This window comes from Actinobacillus arthritidis, from assembly GCF_029774155.1.
Taxonomy (GTDB): domain Bacteria; phylum Pseudomonadota; class Gammaproteobacteria; order Enterobacterales; family Pasteurellaceae; genus Actinobacillus; species Actinobacillus arthritidis.
The window spans coordinates 587516-604892 of the sequence record NZ_CP103833.1 but is presented as its reverse complement, the minus strand read 5'-3'; the positions used below and the strand labels follow the sequence as shown (position 1 = coordinate 604892).

General features: G+C 38.6%; 12 protein-coding genes, 2 pseudogenes and 1 CRISPR repeat array (1 of these 15 only partly in view). Of the genes and pseudogenes, 4 read left to right on the top strand and 10 right to left on the bottom strand.

Translation table 11 applies throughout. The annotated features are described in order from the left end of the window. The gene (locus NYR89_RS02965) at nucleotides 1-975 is read left to right on the top strand and encodes an adenine-specific methyltransferase EcoRI family protein (protein ID WP_279446272.1); all 975 of its coding nucleotides are present in this window, start codon (nucleotides 1-3) and stop codon (nucleotides 973-975) included. 40 nt (nucleotides 976-1015) lie between these two features. On the opposite strand, the gene NYR89_RS02960 is transcribed toward NYR89_RS02965, so the two are convergent. Next, nucleotides 1016-2311 carry an ATP-binding protein gene (locus tag NYR89_RS02960; RefSeq protein ID WP_279446271.1) on the bottom strand — a complete coding sequence of 432 codons (1296 nt, stop codon included), beginning with the start codon at nucleotides 2309-2311 and terminating at the stop codon, nucleotides 1016-1018. Between the two features lie 295 nt (nucleotides 2312-2606). Further along, complete coding sequence (locus tag NYR89_RS02955; protein WP_279446270.1) at nucleotides 2607-3494, bottom strand: LysR family transcriptional regulator; 888 nt, start codon at nucleotides 3492-3494, stop codon at nucleotides 2607-2609. Between the two features lie 105 nt (nucleotides 3495-3599). Here NYR89_RS02955 and NYR89_RS02950 point away from each other — a divergent pair, with 105 nt between their 5' ends. Further along, a complete protein-coding gene (locus NYR89_RS02950) occupies nucleotides 3600-4574 on the top strand; it encodes an NAD(P)H-dependent flavin oxidoreductase (protein WP_279446269.1) in 975 nt (324 codons plus the stop codon). 56 nt (nucleotides 4575-4630) lie between these two features. On the opposite strand, the gene NYR89_RS02945 is transcribed toward NYR89_RS02950, so the two are convergent. From NYR89_RS02945 to NYR89_RS02920, 6 genes are all read right to left on the bottom strand, one after another. Beyond that, nucleotides 4631-5398 (bottom strand): MmcQ/YjbR family DNA-binding protein, encoded by a 768-nt coding sequence (locus NYR89_RS02945; protein ID WP_279446268.1) that lies wholly within the window; start codon nucleotides 5396-5398, stop codon nucleotides 4631-4633. An 84-nt stretch (nucleotides 5399-5482) separates the two neighbouring features. Further along, nucleotides 5483-6520: a peptide ABC transporter ATP-binding protein gene (locus NYR89_RS02940; RefSeq protein WP_279446266.1), complete on the bottom strand. Its 1038-nt coding sequence runs from the start codon at nucleotides 6518-6520 to the stop codon at nucleotides 5483-5485. 13 nt (nucleotides 6521-6533) lie between these two features. After that, nucleotides 6534-7421, bottom strand: a complete 888-nt coding sequence (locus NYR89_RS02935; RefSeq protein WP_279446265.1) for an ABC transporter permease subunit — start codon at nucleotides 7419-7421, stop codon at nucleotides 6534-6536. Beyond that, nucleotides 7411-8373, bottom strand: coding sequence for an ABC transporter permease (locus NYR89_RS02930; protein WP_279446264.1), 963 nt, complete (start codon nucleotides 8371-8373; stop codon nucleotides 7411-7413). Before NYR89_RS02930 ends, NYR89_RS02935 begins: the two co-directional genes overlap by 11 nt. After that, nucleotides 8373-10070: an ABC transporter substrate-binding protein gene (locus NYR89_RS02925; protein WP_279446263.1), complete on the bottom strand. Its 1698-nt coding sequence runs from the start codon at nucleotides 10068-10070 to the stop codon at nucleotides 8373-8375. Before NYR89_RS02925 ends, NYR89_RS02930 begins: the two co-directional genes overlap by 1 nt. 8 nt (nucleotides 10071-10078) lie before the next feature. Then, nucleotides 10079-11230 (bottom strand): sigma 54-interacting transcriptional regulator, encoded by a 1152-nt coding sequence (locus NYR89_RS02920; RefSeq protein WP_279446628.1) that lies wholly within the window; start codon nucleotides 11228-11230, stop codon nucleotides 10079-10081. A gap of 208 nt (nucleotides 11231-11438) precedes the next feature. Here NYR89_RS02920 and lpcA point away from each other — a divergent pair, with 208 nt between their 5' ends. Beyond that, a complete protein-coding gene (gene lpcA, locus NYR89_RS02915; protein ID WP_279446262.1) occupies nucleotides 11439-12023 on the top strand; it encodes a D-sedoheptulose 7-phosphate isomerase in 585 nt (194 codons plus the stop codon). A gap of 96 nt (nucleotides 12024-12119) precedes the next feature. Further along, nucleotides 12120-12691, top strand: a pseudogene (locus NYR89_RS02910) (IS3 family transposase); the annotation flags it as partial. Nucleotides 12692-12747: 56 nt separating this feature from the next. On the opposite strand, the pseudogene lysS reads toward NYR89_RS02910, so the two are convergent. Continuing rightward, nucleotides 12748-14249 (bottom strand): annotated as a pseudogene (gene lysS, locus NYR89_RS02905) (lysine--tRNA ligase). 134 nt (nucleotides 14250-14383) lie between these two features. Continuing rightward, nucleotides 14384-15859: a ribonuclease G gene (rng, locus tag NYR89_RS02900; protein WP_279446261.1), complete on the bottom strand. Its 1476-nt coding sequence runs from the start codon at nucleotides 15857-15859 to the stop codon at nucleotides 14384-14386. A 135-nt stretch (nucleotides 15860-15994) separates the two neighbouring features. After that, nucleotides 15995-17377: direct repeats of the CRISPR family, unit length 32 nt; unit sequence GTTTCAATTCACAGCCACGCGTAGGTGGTCGC (it continues 183 nt past the right edge of the window).

The following is a 17377-nucleotide window of genomic DNA, read 5'->3' as shown; positions in this document are numbered from 1 at the left end:
ATGGCTAGAGAAGTACAACATTCTTTATTAAGAAAAGCAAAATTAAATAAGAATGACGAGTTTTATACTCAACTATCTGATATTGAAAGAGAATTACAACATTACACTAAGCACTTTAAAGGAAAAACAATTTTCTGTAATTGTGATGATGTAACCCTTAGTCAATTTTATACTTATTTTGCAACTAATTTTGAAACATTAGGAATAAAAAAAGTAATAACAGCATGTTATAAACCAGTAAGTAATGACCTTTTTATAGATGATGAAAAAAATAAGCAAGCTTTTTATTATGAATATACAGGTAAAGAATCATTAACTCCAACTTTAGATGATGTTCATTTTTTCAAAGGAGATGGTGATTTTAGAAGTACAGAAAGCATTGAATTACTTAAACAATCAGATATTGTGGTAACAAACCCACCATTTTCATTATTTAGAGAATTTGTTGCTCAATTAGTAAAATATAATAAACAATTCCTTATTATTGGTAATATAAATGCTATTACTTATAAAGAAATTTTCGATTTAATTCAAAATAATAGTGCTTGGTTAGGTATTAATTTGGGGCGTGGGATTTCAGGTTTTTTAGTTCCTGAACATTATGCATTATATGGTACCGAAACAAAAATTGATCACTTGGGTAATAGAATAGTGTCTCCTAACAATTGTCTTTGGTTAACGAATTTAGATAATGAAAAACGCCATGAAGATATACCGCTTACGAAAACGTATATTGGAAATGAATCATATTATCCTAGATATGACAATTACAATGGAATAAATGTTAATAAAACCAAAGATATTCCGATAGATTATGAGGGTGCAATAGGAGTTCCTATTACTTTTTTACATAAATTTAATCCTGAGCAATTTGAGATTATTAAATTTAGAAAAGGTGATGATGGTAAGGATTTATCTATTAATGGTAAGACACCCTATTTTAGAATTTTGATTAAACATAAAAATCCAAGATAAAACAATGCCGTCTGAAATCTAAATTTCAGATGGTATTTTTCTATTTAAATCGAATAGTAACCCCATACAACGGCACATTCACCAGCCAATCCTGTTCCCTAAAATCCGCTATTGAAAACCTAACTGCTTGTTCAGGTTGGAACTGTTCCACATATACTTTTAAACTTTTAGCTTTGAGATTTTCTTCCGCTTTCACTTCAATCGGAATCACGGCTTGTTTGCGTTGTAAGACAAAATCTACTTCCGCTGTGCCTTTTTCGGTTGCCCAGTAGAACACAGGATTTTCTTGGGTAGCAATAAGCTGTTGTAGCACATATTGCTCGGTTAAAGCGCCTTTAAATTCGGTAAAAATACGGCTACCTTCAAGCAGAACGCTAACATCTAAATGGCTTTGAGCGGCAAGCAATCCCACATCCAATGCATAAAGTTTAAATGCGCCGTCTTGATAGGCAGAAAGTGGTAAATGAGGCTTTTTCACACGTGGCACGGAATGCGCTAAACCGCTGTCTTTCAGCCATTGCAATGCGATTTCGTAATCTTTACTTCTCGCCCCTTTTTGCAGGTGTGAGTAGATGAACTTTTTGTTTTCTTTGGCAAGTTGTTCAGGAATTGAAGCCCAAATTGACCGCACTTTTTGTACTGTCTGTCCATCTCGAATATGCTTAGAAAAATCCTGTTCGTACGCCATCAATAAATTACGTTGCACTTGGCGGACTTCATCAAAGTTTTGTGTTTCTACAAAGACTTTCACGGCTTCAGGCATTCCACCCACAAAATAATATTGGCGTAGCAAATCAATATAACTTGTTTTCATCGCAGAAATAAGCGACCAATCTTTGAGTTCCAGTAACTGCACTAAATCTTGCTTGCCAAGTGCGATCAAAAACTCGTGAAAATCCATCGGGTAAAGCGGTAGAAAATCCACTTTGCCCACAGGAAAAGAAATCTGATGATGCAATGACACACCAAGTAATGATCCTGCCGCTACAATATAAAATTGCGGTGCATTTTCATAAAAATATTTGAGCGAAGAGAGTGCCTGTGGTACTTCTTGTACTTCATCAAAAATAATCAGTGTATTTTCAGCTTGAATATCTACACCACTTTCAATTTTTAAACCAAGAATCAAGCGGTTAATATCATAATCTCCCGAAAATAGCGTTTTCATTCGTGGATTATTATCGAAGTTAATGTACGCCACCTTTTCAAAAGATTGCTTACCAAAACGCTTCATCGCCCACGTTTTACCCACTTGTCTTGCCCCTTGAATAATTAAAGGCTTGCGGTTAGGTTTCTGTTTCCATTTTTCTAAGGATTGAATTATTTTTCTTTGCATAATTTGCTCATTTTCTATTCTTTGGAAACTATTCTAAGGACAATTCAACATTTTTTCAAAGGAAAATTCGCAATAAAAACACATTTTTTCCAATGAAAAAATGTTACTTGATCACACTTTTTCAAAGGAAAAATTGAAAATATTAAAAATCTAATGCACCAGATAAATCAGAAATTTACGTTTGCCATTTGCTTTTGAAAGAGCAAGTACATATAGAAAGGAGAATATCTCTCCCCTCTTCCTATGGATTCTGGAACAATCCTTCTGTTATCTGTTTCCCGTAAACGTGAAATAGTTAATCTTTACAGCATTTCTCTCTTTCTGTTAAAAACTTCTCACAAAACCCCAAAAAGGTTTTCATGATTGCTGAGGGGTGGCGGTGGGCTGGATAGATAGCATGGATAGGATAAATTGGTGTCGGATAGTCGGACATCAGTTCGACTAAGCCGAATTTCTCGGTGAGTTCTTGAGCCATATAGTCCGGTAATTGGCAGATGGCATGCGCATTTTTGGCTTGGTGGGCGATGGCATACACGTCATTAGAGGTAAAAATCGGTTCAATTTTGACCGCTTGTTCGCCCAGTTGTAATGTTACGCTTTTCTGCCCTGTTCTTGCCCAGCAAGCAAATGGTAGTGCGGTCAAATCTTGCGGTGTTTTCGGCGTGCCGTGTCGAGCAAGAAAATCAGGATGAGCCGCCAGCACAGCGTTTAAATCCATCATTTTGCGAGCAATTACGTTTTCCGTATGTAAATCCCCCATTCGAAACGCGATATCAATGCCGTCTTCCACCAAATCCAATACGCGATCGGTCGCCTGACAATGCACTTTCACCTGCGGATATTCCGCCTGAAATTCAGCAATTGCCGCCCAAATCGGCTCACAGGCGGAAACGGTGGAAATACGCAGATAACCGCTCAACTCCTGCTGTTCACCAATAAAATCTTGTGTTGCTTGCGTTAAATTGTCTAAGCTCAAATAAACCTTTTCATACAATTGCAAACCAAGTGCGGTCGGTTTCACCCCAGTTTTGTAGCGGTCGAAAAGTTGGGTGGAAAGCGATTTTTCAAATTCTGCAATACGGCGACTAACCGTCGCAACCGGTATTGCAAGTTGTTCCGCCGCTTTAGAAAAACTCTCTGCTTGATAAACGGCCACAAACAGTCTTAGATTGTTTAAATCCATTTTATCTTCTCATTTTTGAAAATCTTATTCTTAGTTTAACATCTTCAAAACCAAATTTGAAAAAATATAATAGTTACTATTCAATTTGCAAAAAAGGATAAAAAAATGACCGCTTGTAACCGTATTACTGACATCTTAGGTATTAAATTTCCCCTTGTGCAAGGCCCGATGAGCTGGCTGACGGACGCAAAATTTGTTGCCGCTGTAAGCAATGCCGGAGGTTTAGGGATCTTAGGCCCGAATGCCGGCTTGCAGAAAGCACCGAAAACGACGGAAGATTTGCTCCGCACTTTCCGTGAAGAAATCCGTAAAACCAAAGCATTAACCGATAAGCCGTTCGGTGCACCGGTGATTTTGTCGTATGATTTCAGCACCATTGATTTGTTAGTGGATTTATTAATTGAAGAACAAGTGCCGGTGGCGTTAATCAACGGTATTGATGGCTATGATTACAAGCCGATGATGAAAAAATTTAAAGCGGCAGGCACAAAAACCATTTTCCGTCCGCATACGCCGACAGTAGAAAACGCACGCTATGCGGAAGAAATCGGGGCGGATATTTTGGTAGCAACTGGTTTTGATGAAGGTGGTACAGTGCCAAGTCAAGTGATCGGAACCTTCTCTATCGTGCCTCAAATGGTCGATGCGGTAAGTATTCCTGTGATGGCGGCTGGTGGTATTGCTGATGTACGAGGCGTACGAGCAAGTTTTGCACTCGGTGCAGAAGGCGTATTTGTCGGTTCTGTGTTGTTAGTAACCGAAGAAAATCGTATGCATGAAAGCGTTAAGCAACTCGTTGTCGATAGCACAGCTCAAGATTTATTATTATTCCGAACCCAACCAGCGTATTACCGCTCGCTACCCACTCAATTAGCACATAAATTGGTGAAAATGGATGAAGACGGTGCAACGCGAGATGAACTCGCCGAAGCGCAAACAGGTGGCTACGGAATGCGTCAAGGTATGTTACTTGGCGATTTTGAGAAAGGTTATATTTCGGTAGGTAACGGTATTACTTATATTAAATCGATCCGTTCTGTCAAAGACGTGGTGGAAGATTTGATGCAGGATTTTGTGTAAATGAACTGACATCTAATAACAAAAAACCTAGCTTCTCGGCTAGGTTTTTCTACATATTAACGCATCAATTTAACTTCTTCACTCAATGCCAATGGCATTTTTCGGGGACCTCTCACGGCTGTTACACCAAACTCTCGAAGTTTTTCTCGGGAAAGCAATTTTTTATCAAATTCTTTTAAACATTTTATTCGCATCACTTTATCTATACGTAAATCTGCGTATTTTGTTTGATAAGGTATATTTACTTCTAATGCTTCGCATTGATAACGAATCTCCGCAGTCGGTTCTGTAACATAAAGATAAACAATATCACCAACCGCAATATTATTGCTTTGCTTCCACAGAATTTCCTTACCTTCTTTCAACTCACTTTCTACGTCATAATATTTAGGATTTGCCGGTACAATCCATTCCGTATGACTTGTTAAACCTAATTTTTGTTTACGTAAGCGAGTGGCAGTAAGATCAAAACTTTGGTTAAGTAGGAATACAACGGTTTCTTTATCTACGCTCCCATCAAGCAAAATCGTTATCCAATGGGTTTTATTCATATGATAAGCGGGTAAAAAGCCTTTTTGTGGTTGAAACAAGCTAATCATTTCCGGAGAACATTTCACATTCATTACACTCACTTTGCCATTTCCTGAAAGCCCTAGTGTCGCATATGGTACTTGCATCAAAACTGCATACCATTTGCGATTATCCACCTGCCTTAAAATGGCATAATCCGGATAAGATTTCCATAAATATTCAGGTTCCGTGCCATATTGTTGCAATACATATAATAAAAGATCTTCTCGAAGATCTATGATTTTATGCTTCACTTTTCTGCCCCCTCTATCATCAATTAGCGGTCTATTTTCTCCGATATTTGCAAAAAAACGAAAAAATATGACCACCTGAGCAAATTATTCCGATTTATCCGTAACTACAACCGGTTCAAAATCGGCACGTTTAAGGAAGTTTTTCTCTCTAAAGTTAATCGGATAATGACAAGCAAATTCGTGCTGTTTAAATTTACGCAAAGGCGGTTTTTGTACGCATTTTTTCTGTGCAAATGGGCAACGAGGCCCTAAACGACAACCAATCGGCATATTTTGTAACATTGGTACCGATCCTTTTAAGGTATTTAAACGACTTTTAAAGGCTAATGGCTGTGAGAAATCGGGAATACTATTTAATAAAACCGAAGTGTAGGGATGGAAAGGCTCCTCCATAATGGTTTCTTTACTCGCAATTTCTACCGTTTGCCCACAATACAATACATTAAACGAATCCACCCATTTATGAATACTGCGAATATCATTTGCGACTAATAAGATAGATGTCCCCAAGTTTTTATTCATACTCGATAACAAACGATAAATCTGTAATTGCGTTGTTGCTTCTAATGTGTAAGTCGGTTCATCTGCGACCAGTAAGCGAGGTTGATTAGCAACCGCCATAGCAATAATGACTTTTTGTGCTTCGCCTTCGGTAATATCAAAAGGATAACTTTGCATCATTGTTTTATGATCACGAATCCCTACACGATGTAATAGCTCAATCGCTTTTTTCCTTTTCCAGCCGAACCATTGCCACCATTTCCCTTTAAAATTAATCGTTTGCATAAGTCGCTTACCAATCGTTTTACTGGGATCTAGGCTAGAAAGCGGATTTTGGAAAATCATCGAGATTTGTTCGCCGACTAATTTTCTTCGTTGAGCAGGCGATAACTTAAGTAATTCAATATCATTAAAACGAAAACGATCTGCGGTAATAATCCATTCATCTTTAGTCAAACCGCAAATTACTTTAGCAATCAAACTCTTTCCTGAACCGGATTCGCCGACAAGTCCACAAATTTCCCCCTCATCGAGGGTCAAATCAATATTATCTACCATTTTAATTCTGCCATTCGGCGTATCAATTTCAATACTCAAATGGCGAATATCTAATAGAGCCATAACTTATTCCATCTTAATAACGATATTTTTCTAATACTCGGCTAATACCGTTGCCTAACATACTGCTCAACAGAATCACAAAAATCGTTGCCATTCCCGGTAAAATCACAGTCCATGGAGCGATATAAATTAATTCAACGGAATCTTTTATCATTGTTCCCCATTCTGGGGTTGGACTTTTAGCACCTAATTCAATAAAACTTAAGGCATTAATATCCAATACGGCAATAATAAAAATATGAGCCAATTCTTTGGTCGCCACAGGAGCAAGATTTGGTAAAACAACTTCTTTAATGAGATCCCAGCGTGATGCACCATCTAACCTTAATGTCACAACATATTCTCGTTTTAATTCCTGTTGGGTTGCTTGGTAAATTTTATGAATAAAATGCGGTAACATTGCGAGAAATATCGCCAACATGGCATTGATCAAACTCGCTTCCATTAAAGTCGCAATGATAATGGCAATAATTAAAATCGGGATAAATAAAAATGTATCAAATAGATGTCCTAAAAATGAAAAAGATTTTCGACTCGTGCCAGCTATGATACCTATAATACTTCCGATAACAGCTATTGCTATACTAATACATAGAGCTGAACCGACCGTATAATAAAAACCAGACAGTATCCGACTTAAAATATCTCGTCCTAAGTCATCCGTACCAAAGAAAAAACCAATTTGTCCTTTATCATCCCAAGAAGGAGGCATTAACTCTTTGCCAATAAATTGTGTGTCAGCTTGATAAGGTGCAATAACATCACCTAAAAACACTAATAATAATAAAAGTATAAATAGGTATAAACTAGCTAGCGTTACTTTATCTTGACGTAACTGGCGGAAAAATTGTTTAACATAATCGGATTCTCTGAATTGTTCCGGTTCTTCTCTACTTAACATACCAATCCTTTTTCTGATACGGATCTAACAATGTTGTGATTAAACTGACAAATAAATCAATGAGCAAAACAAATAAACCGATAGCTACTACACCAGCAGAAATAGCGTTATAGTCCTGCACAGATAACGCATTAATCAGCCACAAACCGATTCCCCCCCAGTTAAATACATTTTCGACCAACATTGAAAAGGCAAAGATTAAGGTAAGGTTGCGTGCAATCATAGGCAATAATGCAGGTAACGTATTATGTAAAATATGACGCGTCCAAATTTTATAAGGACTCCAACCTCTCGTTTGTGCAACTCGAATGTAATTTTGTGTCATAACATATTCCGCCCGTTGACGAGTAAATCGAATGACTTCAAGTGTTGCCGGTACAGAAAGGATCAACGTTGGCAATACTAAATGATGTAATACACTCTGCATCATTTTTAATTTATATGGAGAATCTGCTAAAAAAATATCTAATAAACGGAAGCCAGTCACTGAAGAAATTTCATAAATAGGATGTAATTCTCCAACGGCAGAAATGGCCCAACCACTTACAGAAGCATAATACAAAACAACAATTGCCAGCCAAAATACAGGGATTGCTAAACTGAATGAACCAAGAATTGCTAATGTTTTACCCAACATATTCTCTCGAAATGTTGCCGAAATAAAACCTAATGGCAAACCGATAATCAGGGAAAGTAACAATGCGGCTAAACATAAAGAAATCGTTGCAGGAAAAACGTTCAAGATTTGATTAGCTAACGGCTCACCATTGGTATAACTAATACCAAAATCCCCTTGCATAAGCCCTTGCACATAACTTAAATAGGCATCTACGCCTTTTAAATCAACAAAACGATTTAAAGCATCACGCAACAAAATGTTATAGCTAATCAATGTTAAGGCAAATAGTGTAATGACCATCAACAATAATTTGCGAATAAAAGCGAATAACATTATTTTTTCTCTTTATGTTTTAATTTCAGTTCTGATAAACGAACTTGACCAAACGGGCTAACTTGGACATTTTCAATTTTGGAATGAGCTAGTAGCACTCGATTAGCATTAACTAATGGTAAAATCGGCAATTCTTGTTCCAATAAGTTTTGTAACAACTTATATATCATTATTTTTGTATAAGGTTGTTCGGCTAATTTTGCTAATTCTAACCAATGATCAAATTCTTGGTTACACCAATTAGCTAAATTCGTTACTTCATAACGGGAACGGCAAGATAAGATTGGCGATAAAAATGCATTCGGGTCAAGATTATTCGCCAACCAACCGGTTAAAATCAAATCATAATCTGCTTGACCTTTTTCCGTCATTTGTACTACATCATTCCGACTGACCGTTCTAATATCCACTTCAATGCCAATTTTTTCCAAATCGATACGGATCAACTCTGCCATTTTCAACGGATGTAAATTATAGACCCTTTTTTCATCAAGTACCCAAAACTTCAAACGGTCTGTTTTTGTAATTTGTCTGCCATTTTCAACCGCTATTTCATAAGGATAACTACGCAGATTCGGTCGTGTAAACAATACAGTCGGTAAAACATTGTCTGCAACATCTGCTGAACCGTAAAATAATGCTTTGGCAATCCGTTGGCGGTTAATCGCACGAGCAATGCGATGACGAAATGCAAGATCTTGCATCTGCGGTTTATTCATATTGAACGCGAGAAAAGCTAAATTAGCCCCTGAACTTTCAATTACTTCACTCGGATGAATAATACTTCTTTGGCTCGGCTCAGGAAAAGCAACAACATCACATTCGTGATTCAAATATTTTGCCATTCTCCCCGTATCGTTACTGGACACATCCACCACAACGTTTTCAATTTGTGCTTTTTTACCCCAATATTTCGGATGTGGTTTTAAGCGAACATATTCGTTTTGTACATAATCGTTTAATTGATATACCCCGGTTCCGATCGGCAATAAATCTAACTGAGCTAAATTTTCATCCGCATTTAATTGTAAGGCGTATTCTTTCGATAAAATCACCGCATATTGACTGGCTAAATGAGCCAAAATAGAACTGTCTGGCGAAACTAAATGGATTTGGACGGTATAATCATTTAATGCAGAAATTTTTTCAATTTTATTTTTTAATGCCACACTTTCGAAATAAGGATAATGTGCTAAATTCGCTTTAAATTGATAAGCATAATATTGATTTTGCTGGAAAAGTGCTTTATTTGCATCTTCGCTAAAATCTAAAGCGGGTAATTCCTCGACATTTCCAATCATACGATTAAGTGAAAACACAACATCTTCCGCATTAAACGGACGTGTTGGCGTAAACCATGCGGTTGTATGAAAAGATACTTTATGACGTAAATACAAAGTAATCGTTTTACCGTCATTACTAACACTATATTTTTCTACTAATGCAGGCTTGAGCGAGTTGGTTTTTGCATCAAATTCAAATAATTTATCGTAAATTTGCTCCGTAACCACGTTCATATTCGTTCCCACATCCGCTTTTTGCGGATTAAAACTGAATCCGGAAACACTCGTACAGTAAATTAAACTGTTATCTAGTAGTTCTTTGGGGATACTAGGTGCGGCATAAGCGGTCATATTTATGCCGAAACTTGCAAGAAATAGGGAAAATTTAACCGCTTGCTGAATAAATGAAAACATTGTTATCCTTATTTACCGATGCCGTATGCACGTAATTTATTCGCAACTGCGGTATGAGAAATGCCTAAACGTTGAGCTAATTTTCGGGTACTTGGAAATTCTGCATAGAATTTACGTAATAATGCGACCTCAAAATTATTAACTAATTCTTCTAATGTAGCCCCTTCATCTAACACTGGTAATGTATCAACTTTATGTTGCTGATGCGGTAAATTGAGATCTTTTACCGCTAGACGATAACTGTGTGAAAGCGTACAGGCACGATAAATAGCATTATATAATTCTCGCAAATTACCCGGCCAACGATAGCTCTGTAGTGCTGTAACAAAATCATTATCATACTCTAATTTACTTATACCAAGCTGTTGGCTGATTTGAGCAATAAAGTGATCCGCTAATAACGGCAAATCCTCTTGGCGATCTCGCAACGGCGGTAAATCTAACGTTAACACATTAAGTCGATGATAGAGATCTTCTCTAACTTTACCTTCTTCTACTAAAAGATTTAATGGTTTTTGCGACGTACAAATCACTCTGACATCCACTTGAATTTCTTGATCTTCACCCACACGACGAAAACATCCGTCATTTAAAAAACGTAATAATTTTGCCTGCATCTCAAGTGATAATTCAGCAATAGAATCTAATAAGACCGTACCGCCATTAGCATATTCAAAAAAACCGATGTTTTCTTTACCATTGCCTCGATGACCGAACATCTCTGTTTCCGCTTCATCGGCAGGCAAACCGGCACAATTTACTGCAATAAATTTATGAGCTCTACGTGAGCTTAATTCATGACAAGCCTTAGCAAATACATCTTTCCCCGTACCGGTTTCTCCTTGAATCAATAGTGGTGCTTTAAGCATTGCAAATTTCTTTGCTTGCTCAATGACAGCCTGCATTTTTGGGCTTTGTGCAATCATATTCTCAAACCCATGATATTCAGCTTCCATAAATTCTGCCTGTAATACGCCTTCAAGCGGTCTAATTTGAGCTAATATTTGCGTCTGTAGCTCTGCTGTCAGTGAAGAAAATTCGATATGTACACCAAATTCGGTAAATTCAATTTGAAGAATAGATTGTTTTTGCATTGCCAAAAGGTGTAGGCACTTCTCTGCAACGGTAAGTTTGTCTGAACATTCAATCCGTAACTTCATCATATTTTTACCTCAATTTGTGTAGAAAAATAGTCATTTAATCATACTCTGAAAAAATCATTTTGGAAACTTTTGTTTACAAGTATTCTATAAAAATTCCACTTTTCATAGTTTACTTTACGCTCACAATCCCCTAAACTTTGGCGAACTTCCGCAAGCAGTAAGCGGTCGGAATACGTTATTTTTACAATGAATTAAAGGATCTTGTATGTACTTAGAACAAATTAAGGCTGAACTTCAAGAAGTCGCCGATGTATTAGATAAATTTATGTCCGACGAGAAAAATATCCAATTAATCCAAGAAGCAACATTACTGATTTCCAATAGTTTTAAACAAGGCGGAAAGGTGCTTTCGTGCGGTAACGGCGGTTCACATTGTGATGCAATGCACTTTGCTGAAGAATTAACCGGACGTTACCGTGAAAACCGCCCGGGCTATCCTGCAATTGCTATTTCAGATGTTAGCCATTTGAGCTGTGTCAGTAACGATTTTGGTTATGAATATGTGTTCTCACGTTATCTTGAAGCCGTAGGACAAAAAGGCGATGTATTATTCGGTTTATCAACTTCCGGTAATTCTAAAAATGTACTGAATGCCATTAAAGTCGCTAAAGAAAAAGGGATGAAAGTCATTGCAATGACCGGCAAAGACGGGGGTCAAATGGCAGGATTAGCTGATGTTGAAATTCGTGTACCACACTTCCGTTATGCAGACCGTACTCAAGAAATTCATATTAAGGTTATTCATATTTTAATGATGTTAATTGAATTTGAAATGGCAAAACAAAACTAATTAAAAAATTAAAGGGCATTCGTGATCTGCACCCCAAAAGTTGGACTAAACAACCAACAGATTAAGGTGCAGATTTTTTATGACCAAATATAACAAACAAAAAATGTGGCAAAAGCGACCATCGTAAAAACGTTGCGAGTGGATTTCCCCTTAGAAATTCTCCTCCCTTTGACTGGCTTAAAACGCAGTACTTTCTTTTATCACTTACCGCTTAAAATCGATAAAAATGCAGTGATTAAGCAGAAGAAATATCGCTTAAGGACTTGTTTAATGGTGAAATTATTGCCCATGATTTATCAAGAAGTCCGAATTTTGAGCAAGTGATGCGGATGCTAAAGCAAGCGGTCGCAAAACTGCCTCAGGACGCTAAACCGATTTTACATTCCGACCAAGGCTGGCAATATCAGATGGCAGGCTATCAAGTAATGCTGAGAAAACATCATATTAGACAAAGTATGTCGAGAAAAGGGAATTGCTTGGATAATGGGGCAATGGAAAGTTTCTTTGGACGATTGAAAACGGAATGTTACTTTGGTAAGCGATTTGAGACGTTCGAACAGCTTGAGAAAGTGATTCATGCGTACATTCATTATTACAACAATGAACGTATTCAAGTGAAATTAAAAGGACTCAGCCCTGTACAATACAGAACTCAGTCCTTAAATTAAACCGTCTAACTTTTGGGGGTCAGATCAAAAGTGTGCTTTCTTCGTCTCAATTTAACTTATTTCTGACGCATTGCAGGGAATAAGATCACATCACGAATTGACGGTGCATTTGCAAAAATCATTGCTAAACGGTCGATGCCTAAACCTTCGCCGGCTGTCGGTGGTAAACCGTGTTCTAACGCAACAACGAAATCTTCGTCTTTAAACATTGCTTCATCATCGCCCGCATCTTTTGCGCAACCTGAGCATCAAAGCGTTCAGCTTGGTCTTCCGCATCATTTAATTCTGAGAAACCGTTACCGATTTCACGACCACCGATAAATAATTCGAAACGATCAGTTACTTCAGGGTTCTCATCATTACGGCGTGCAAGCGGTGAAATTTCTGCCGGATGTGCCATTAAGAAAGTTGGTTGAATTAATTGATGTTCCGCAACTTCTTCAAAAATCGCATTTACTACTGAGCCTAAGCCCCAAGATTTTTGGATTTCAATGCCTAAACCTTTCGCAATTTCCACTGATTTTTCAAAGCTATCTAAATCTTCACGTGTAATGCCGTTACCGTATTTCACGATTGCATCGTGCATCGTGATACGTTCAAACGGTTTACCGAAATCGAACACGTACTCACCGTAAGGAACTGTCGTTGTGCCGAGAATATCAATCGCTAATTTACGTAATAATTCTTCGGTGTTATCCATTAAATCGTGGTAATCCGCATACGCTTGATAGTATTCGATCATGGTGAATTCAGGGTTATGACGCACTGAAACACCTTCGTTACGGAAGTTACGGTTTAATTCGAATACACGCTCAAAACCACCAACCACTAAACGTTTTAAGTAAAGCTCAGGCGCAATACGTAAATACATATCCACGTCTAACGCATTGTGGTGAGTAATAAACGGTTTTTCTGCCGCACCACCCGGAATCACTTGTAACATTGGTGTTTCAACTTCAATAAAGTCTTTCTCTAAGAAGAATTGACGAATGCCTGAAACCACTTTTGAACGAATCATAAATGTACGGCGAGATTCTTCGTTAGAAATTAAATCTAAATAACGTTGACGATAACGTGTTTCTTGGTCGGTTAAACCTTGTACTTTGTTTGGTAACGGACGAAGTGATTTAGTTAATAATTCCACTTCTGAACAACGAACGGTTAATTCGCCTGTTTTCGTTTTGAAAAGCGTACCAGCAACACCAACGATATCACCTAAATCCCACATGCTTACTTTATCCGCATACACACCTTCAGCAAGGTTATCACGTGCAACATAAAGCTGGATTTGACCGCTTACATCTTGAATGGTAAAGAAAGACGCTTTACCCATTACACGTTTAAGCATAATACGGCCGGCAACTTTTACTTGAATATCTTGTTCTTTTAGCGCTTCGCCTTCTACTTCATCGTATTGTGCGTGTAATTTTTCTGCGTAAGCATCACGACGGAAAGTATTTGGGAACGGATTTCCTTGTTCACGTAATTTTGCTAATTTCTCACGGCGAGCTAACATTTCACCGTTAAGATCTAATTCTTGATGTTCAACTTCAGACATTTTTTAACCTTTTGCTTGATAAATTCGAGAAATAAAAGTAATTATAAGCGATTTTGCAGATTTTGGGTAGGAAGCAAGCGGTCGGATTTTCGCAAAAAGTGACAAAACTTTCGTAGAATTCGACCGCTTACCCATTACATAACAACAACATCAAATTGATCTTGATGATAGTAAGGTTCTAATTTGATTTCGATGGTTTTACCGATAAAGGCTTCTAATTCAGCAATCGAAGCGTGTGTTTCTTCGTTAATTAAATATTCCGCCACATCTTTTGAGGCATAGACTCGCACTTTTTCGGTTTTAAACAGGTGATGAACACGCACAATCTCACGCAGAATTTCATAACACACGGTTTCAACCGTTTTAATTGTGCCTCGCCCTTTACACGCTGGACAATCGCGACAAAGCACTCGCTCTAAACTTTCACGAGTACGTTTACGGGTCATTTCGACTAAGCCAAGTTGGGTAAAGCCGTTCACATTGGTCTTCACTCGGTCGCCTTTCAACGCTTCTTGTAATGACTGCAACACACGCTCACGATGCTCTTCTTCTTGCATATCAATAAAATCAATAATGATAATGCCACCTAAATTACGCAGTTGTAACTGATGTGCAATCGCTTGTGTTGCTTCAATATTAGTATTAAAAATCGTATGCGCTAAATTACGATGACCGACAAACGCACCGGTATTAATATCAATCGTGGTCATCGCTTCTGTCTGTTCGATAATTAAATAACCGCCCGATTTTAAATCCACTCGTTTATCCAACGCTTTTTGAATCGCTTCTTCCACACCGTAAGCATCAAATAACGTTTGGCTACCGCTATATAAACTCACGTTTTCAGTCAATTCCGGCATAAACTCGGCTAAAAACTCTTTAACCTGTTCATAGGTCATTTTCGAGTCAATGCGAATCGAACTGATATGCGTGCCGACAAAATCACGTAAAACACGCTGTGCTAAAGCCAGTTCGCCATATAACATTGATTTAACCGGATATTTTGCCTTGCGTTCTAAAATTTTACGCCACAAACGTTTTAAGAAAATCGTATCTTGTTGCAAACTTTCTTCCGAAACTTCTTCCGCCGCCGTGCGTACAATAAAGCCGCCGAGTTCATCACAGTAAGGCTCAACCAATGCCTTTAAGCGATTACGTTCTTCCTCACTTTCGATACGTTGCGAAACGCCCACATGGCTATTTTCCGGCATAAATACCAAATAGCGAGAAGGCAAAGTAATATCGGTGGTTAAACGTGCACCTTTGGTACTAATTGGATCTTTTACTACTTGTACGATAATATCCTGCCCTTCACGTACCAGTTCTGCAATATCTTTTACAACAAACTGTTTCTTCTCGTTTTCATCGACACATTCCGTGTGCGAAACAATATCGGAAGCGTGCAAAAATGCCGCTTTTTCCAAACCGATATCGACAAATGCCGACTGCATTCCCGGCAACACTCGTGTCACACGCCCTTTATAAATATTACCGACAATCCCTCGCTTCGCCTCACGCTCAATATGAAGCTCTTTTAATAATCCATTCTCAACTAACGCCACCCGAGTTTCACTCGGTGTGACATTTACTAATAATTCTGCACCGCTCATTTTCTCTTTCTCTAAGTCGTTAAATAATATTCACTAAAGTTTAACATTGACGAACTAAGAAAACAAAAATCGAGATCAAATAAGTGGAGAATTTTAGCGACAAAAGGTTACCGATTACAAAATCAGCAATACTGATTATTAAAAAACAGCCACGCGTAGGTGGTCGCCAACGGAAAGTATTGAGACGCTCTCTTATTCAGGTTTCAATTCACAGCCACGCGTAGGTGGTCGCCCCAAGTTTCATAGCCCGTAACCCACAATGCTACTTGTTTCAATTCACAGCCACGCGTAGGTGGTCGCAAGTATGACGAAGAGGTCTTTGTTATTCGAGGCGTGGTTTCAATTCACAGCCACGCGTAGGTGGTCGCAAGAGGGCTTAATGCACTTGCCGTATGACGTAATTGTTTCAATTCACAGCCACGCGTAGGTGGTCGCAAATCATATTTACCATTAATTTTCGCTGTTTCTTTTGTTTCAATTCACAGCCACGCGTAGGTGGTCGCAAATAATTTACTTCACGCTCAAATTCATAACGATGTTTCAATTCACAGCCACGCGTAGGTGGTCGCCCCTAATTTAAGGGGCTGTTTCGCCCCCTGTTGTTGTTTCAATTCACAGCCACGCGTAGGTGGTCGCTTCTACTAATAGATCTACAACTGCCTTGTAGCTAGCGTTTCAATTCACAGCCACGCGTAGGTGGTCGCGCACCGGTTAACACAACAGTAGCTTGACCTGCAATGTTTCAATTCACAGCCACGCGTAGGTGGTCGCCGGAAGCTCGTTTGGCAAATCAAAAAGTTTTACTTGTTTCAATTCACAGCCACGCGTAGGTGGTCGCCAAAAATTCACGGTTCTTTTTTTGTTGCACTAAGAAGTTTCAATTCACAGCCACGCGTAGGTGGTCGCTTGTAGAACGCTTTTCCTTGAAGCTCGATATACTGGTTTCAATTCACAGCCACGCGTAGGTGGTCGCTTTTTTTCATCTCTAGGCAAAATTGGTAATGTTGTTTCAATTCACAGCCACGCGTAGGTGGTCGCGAATATGTGGGCGACCGCACGACTTTCAACGAGTGTTTCAATTCACAGCCACGCGTAGGTGGTCGCCAGCGTTCGCACCTGTTTCTTCTCGTGTGTCATCATTGTTTCAATTCACAGCCACGCGTAGGTGGTCGCTTCAATGAGTGGGGGATTTAATTATATTTAGTTGTTTCAATTCACAGCCACGCGTAGGTGGTCGCTGTTGTAGTTAAAGTCTTGCATTTTTCTCAATTTGTTTCAATTCACAGCCACGCGTAGGTGGTCGCCATCACAGGTCGCCTAGCCTTATTGGACGATCTTGTTTCAATTCACAGCCACGCGTAGGTGGTCGCATATCTTCATCACAACAAGTGATGACTTCATCGTGTTTCAATTCACAGCCACGCGTAGGTGGTCGCCTGATTATCAGCCGAACCTGCGGACGGTAAACGAGTTTCAATTCACAGCCACGCGTAGGTGGTCGCAACTTTTTGAGATAAA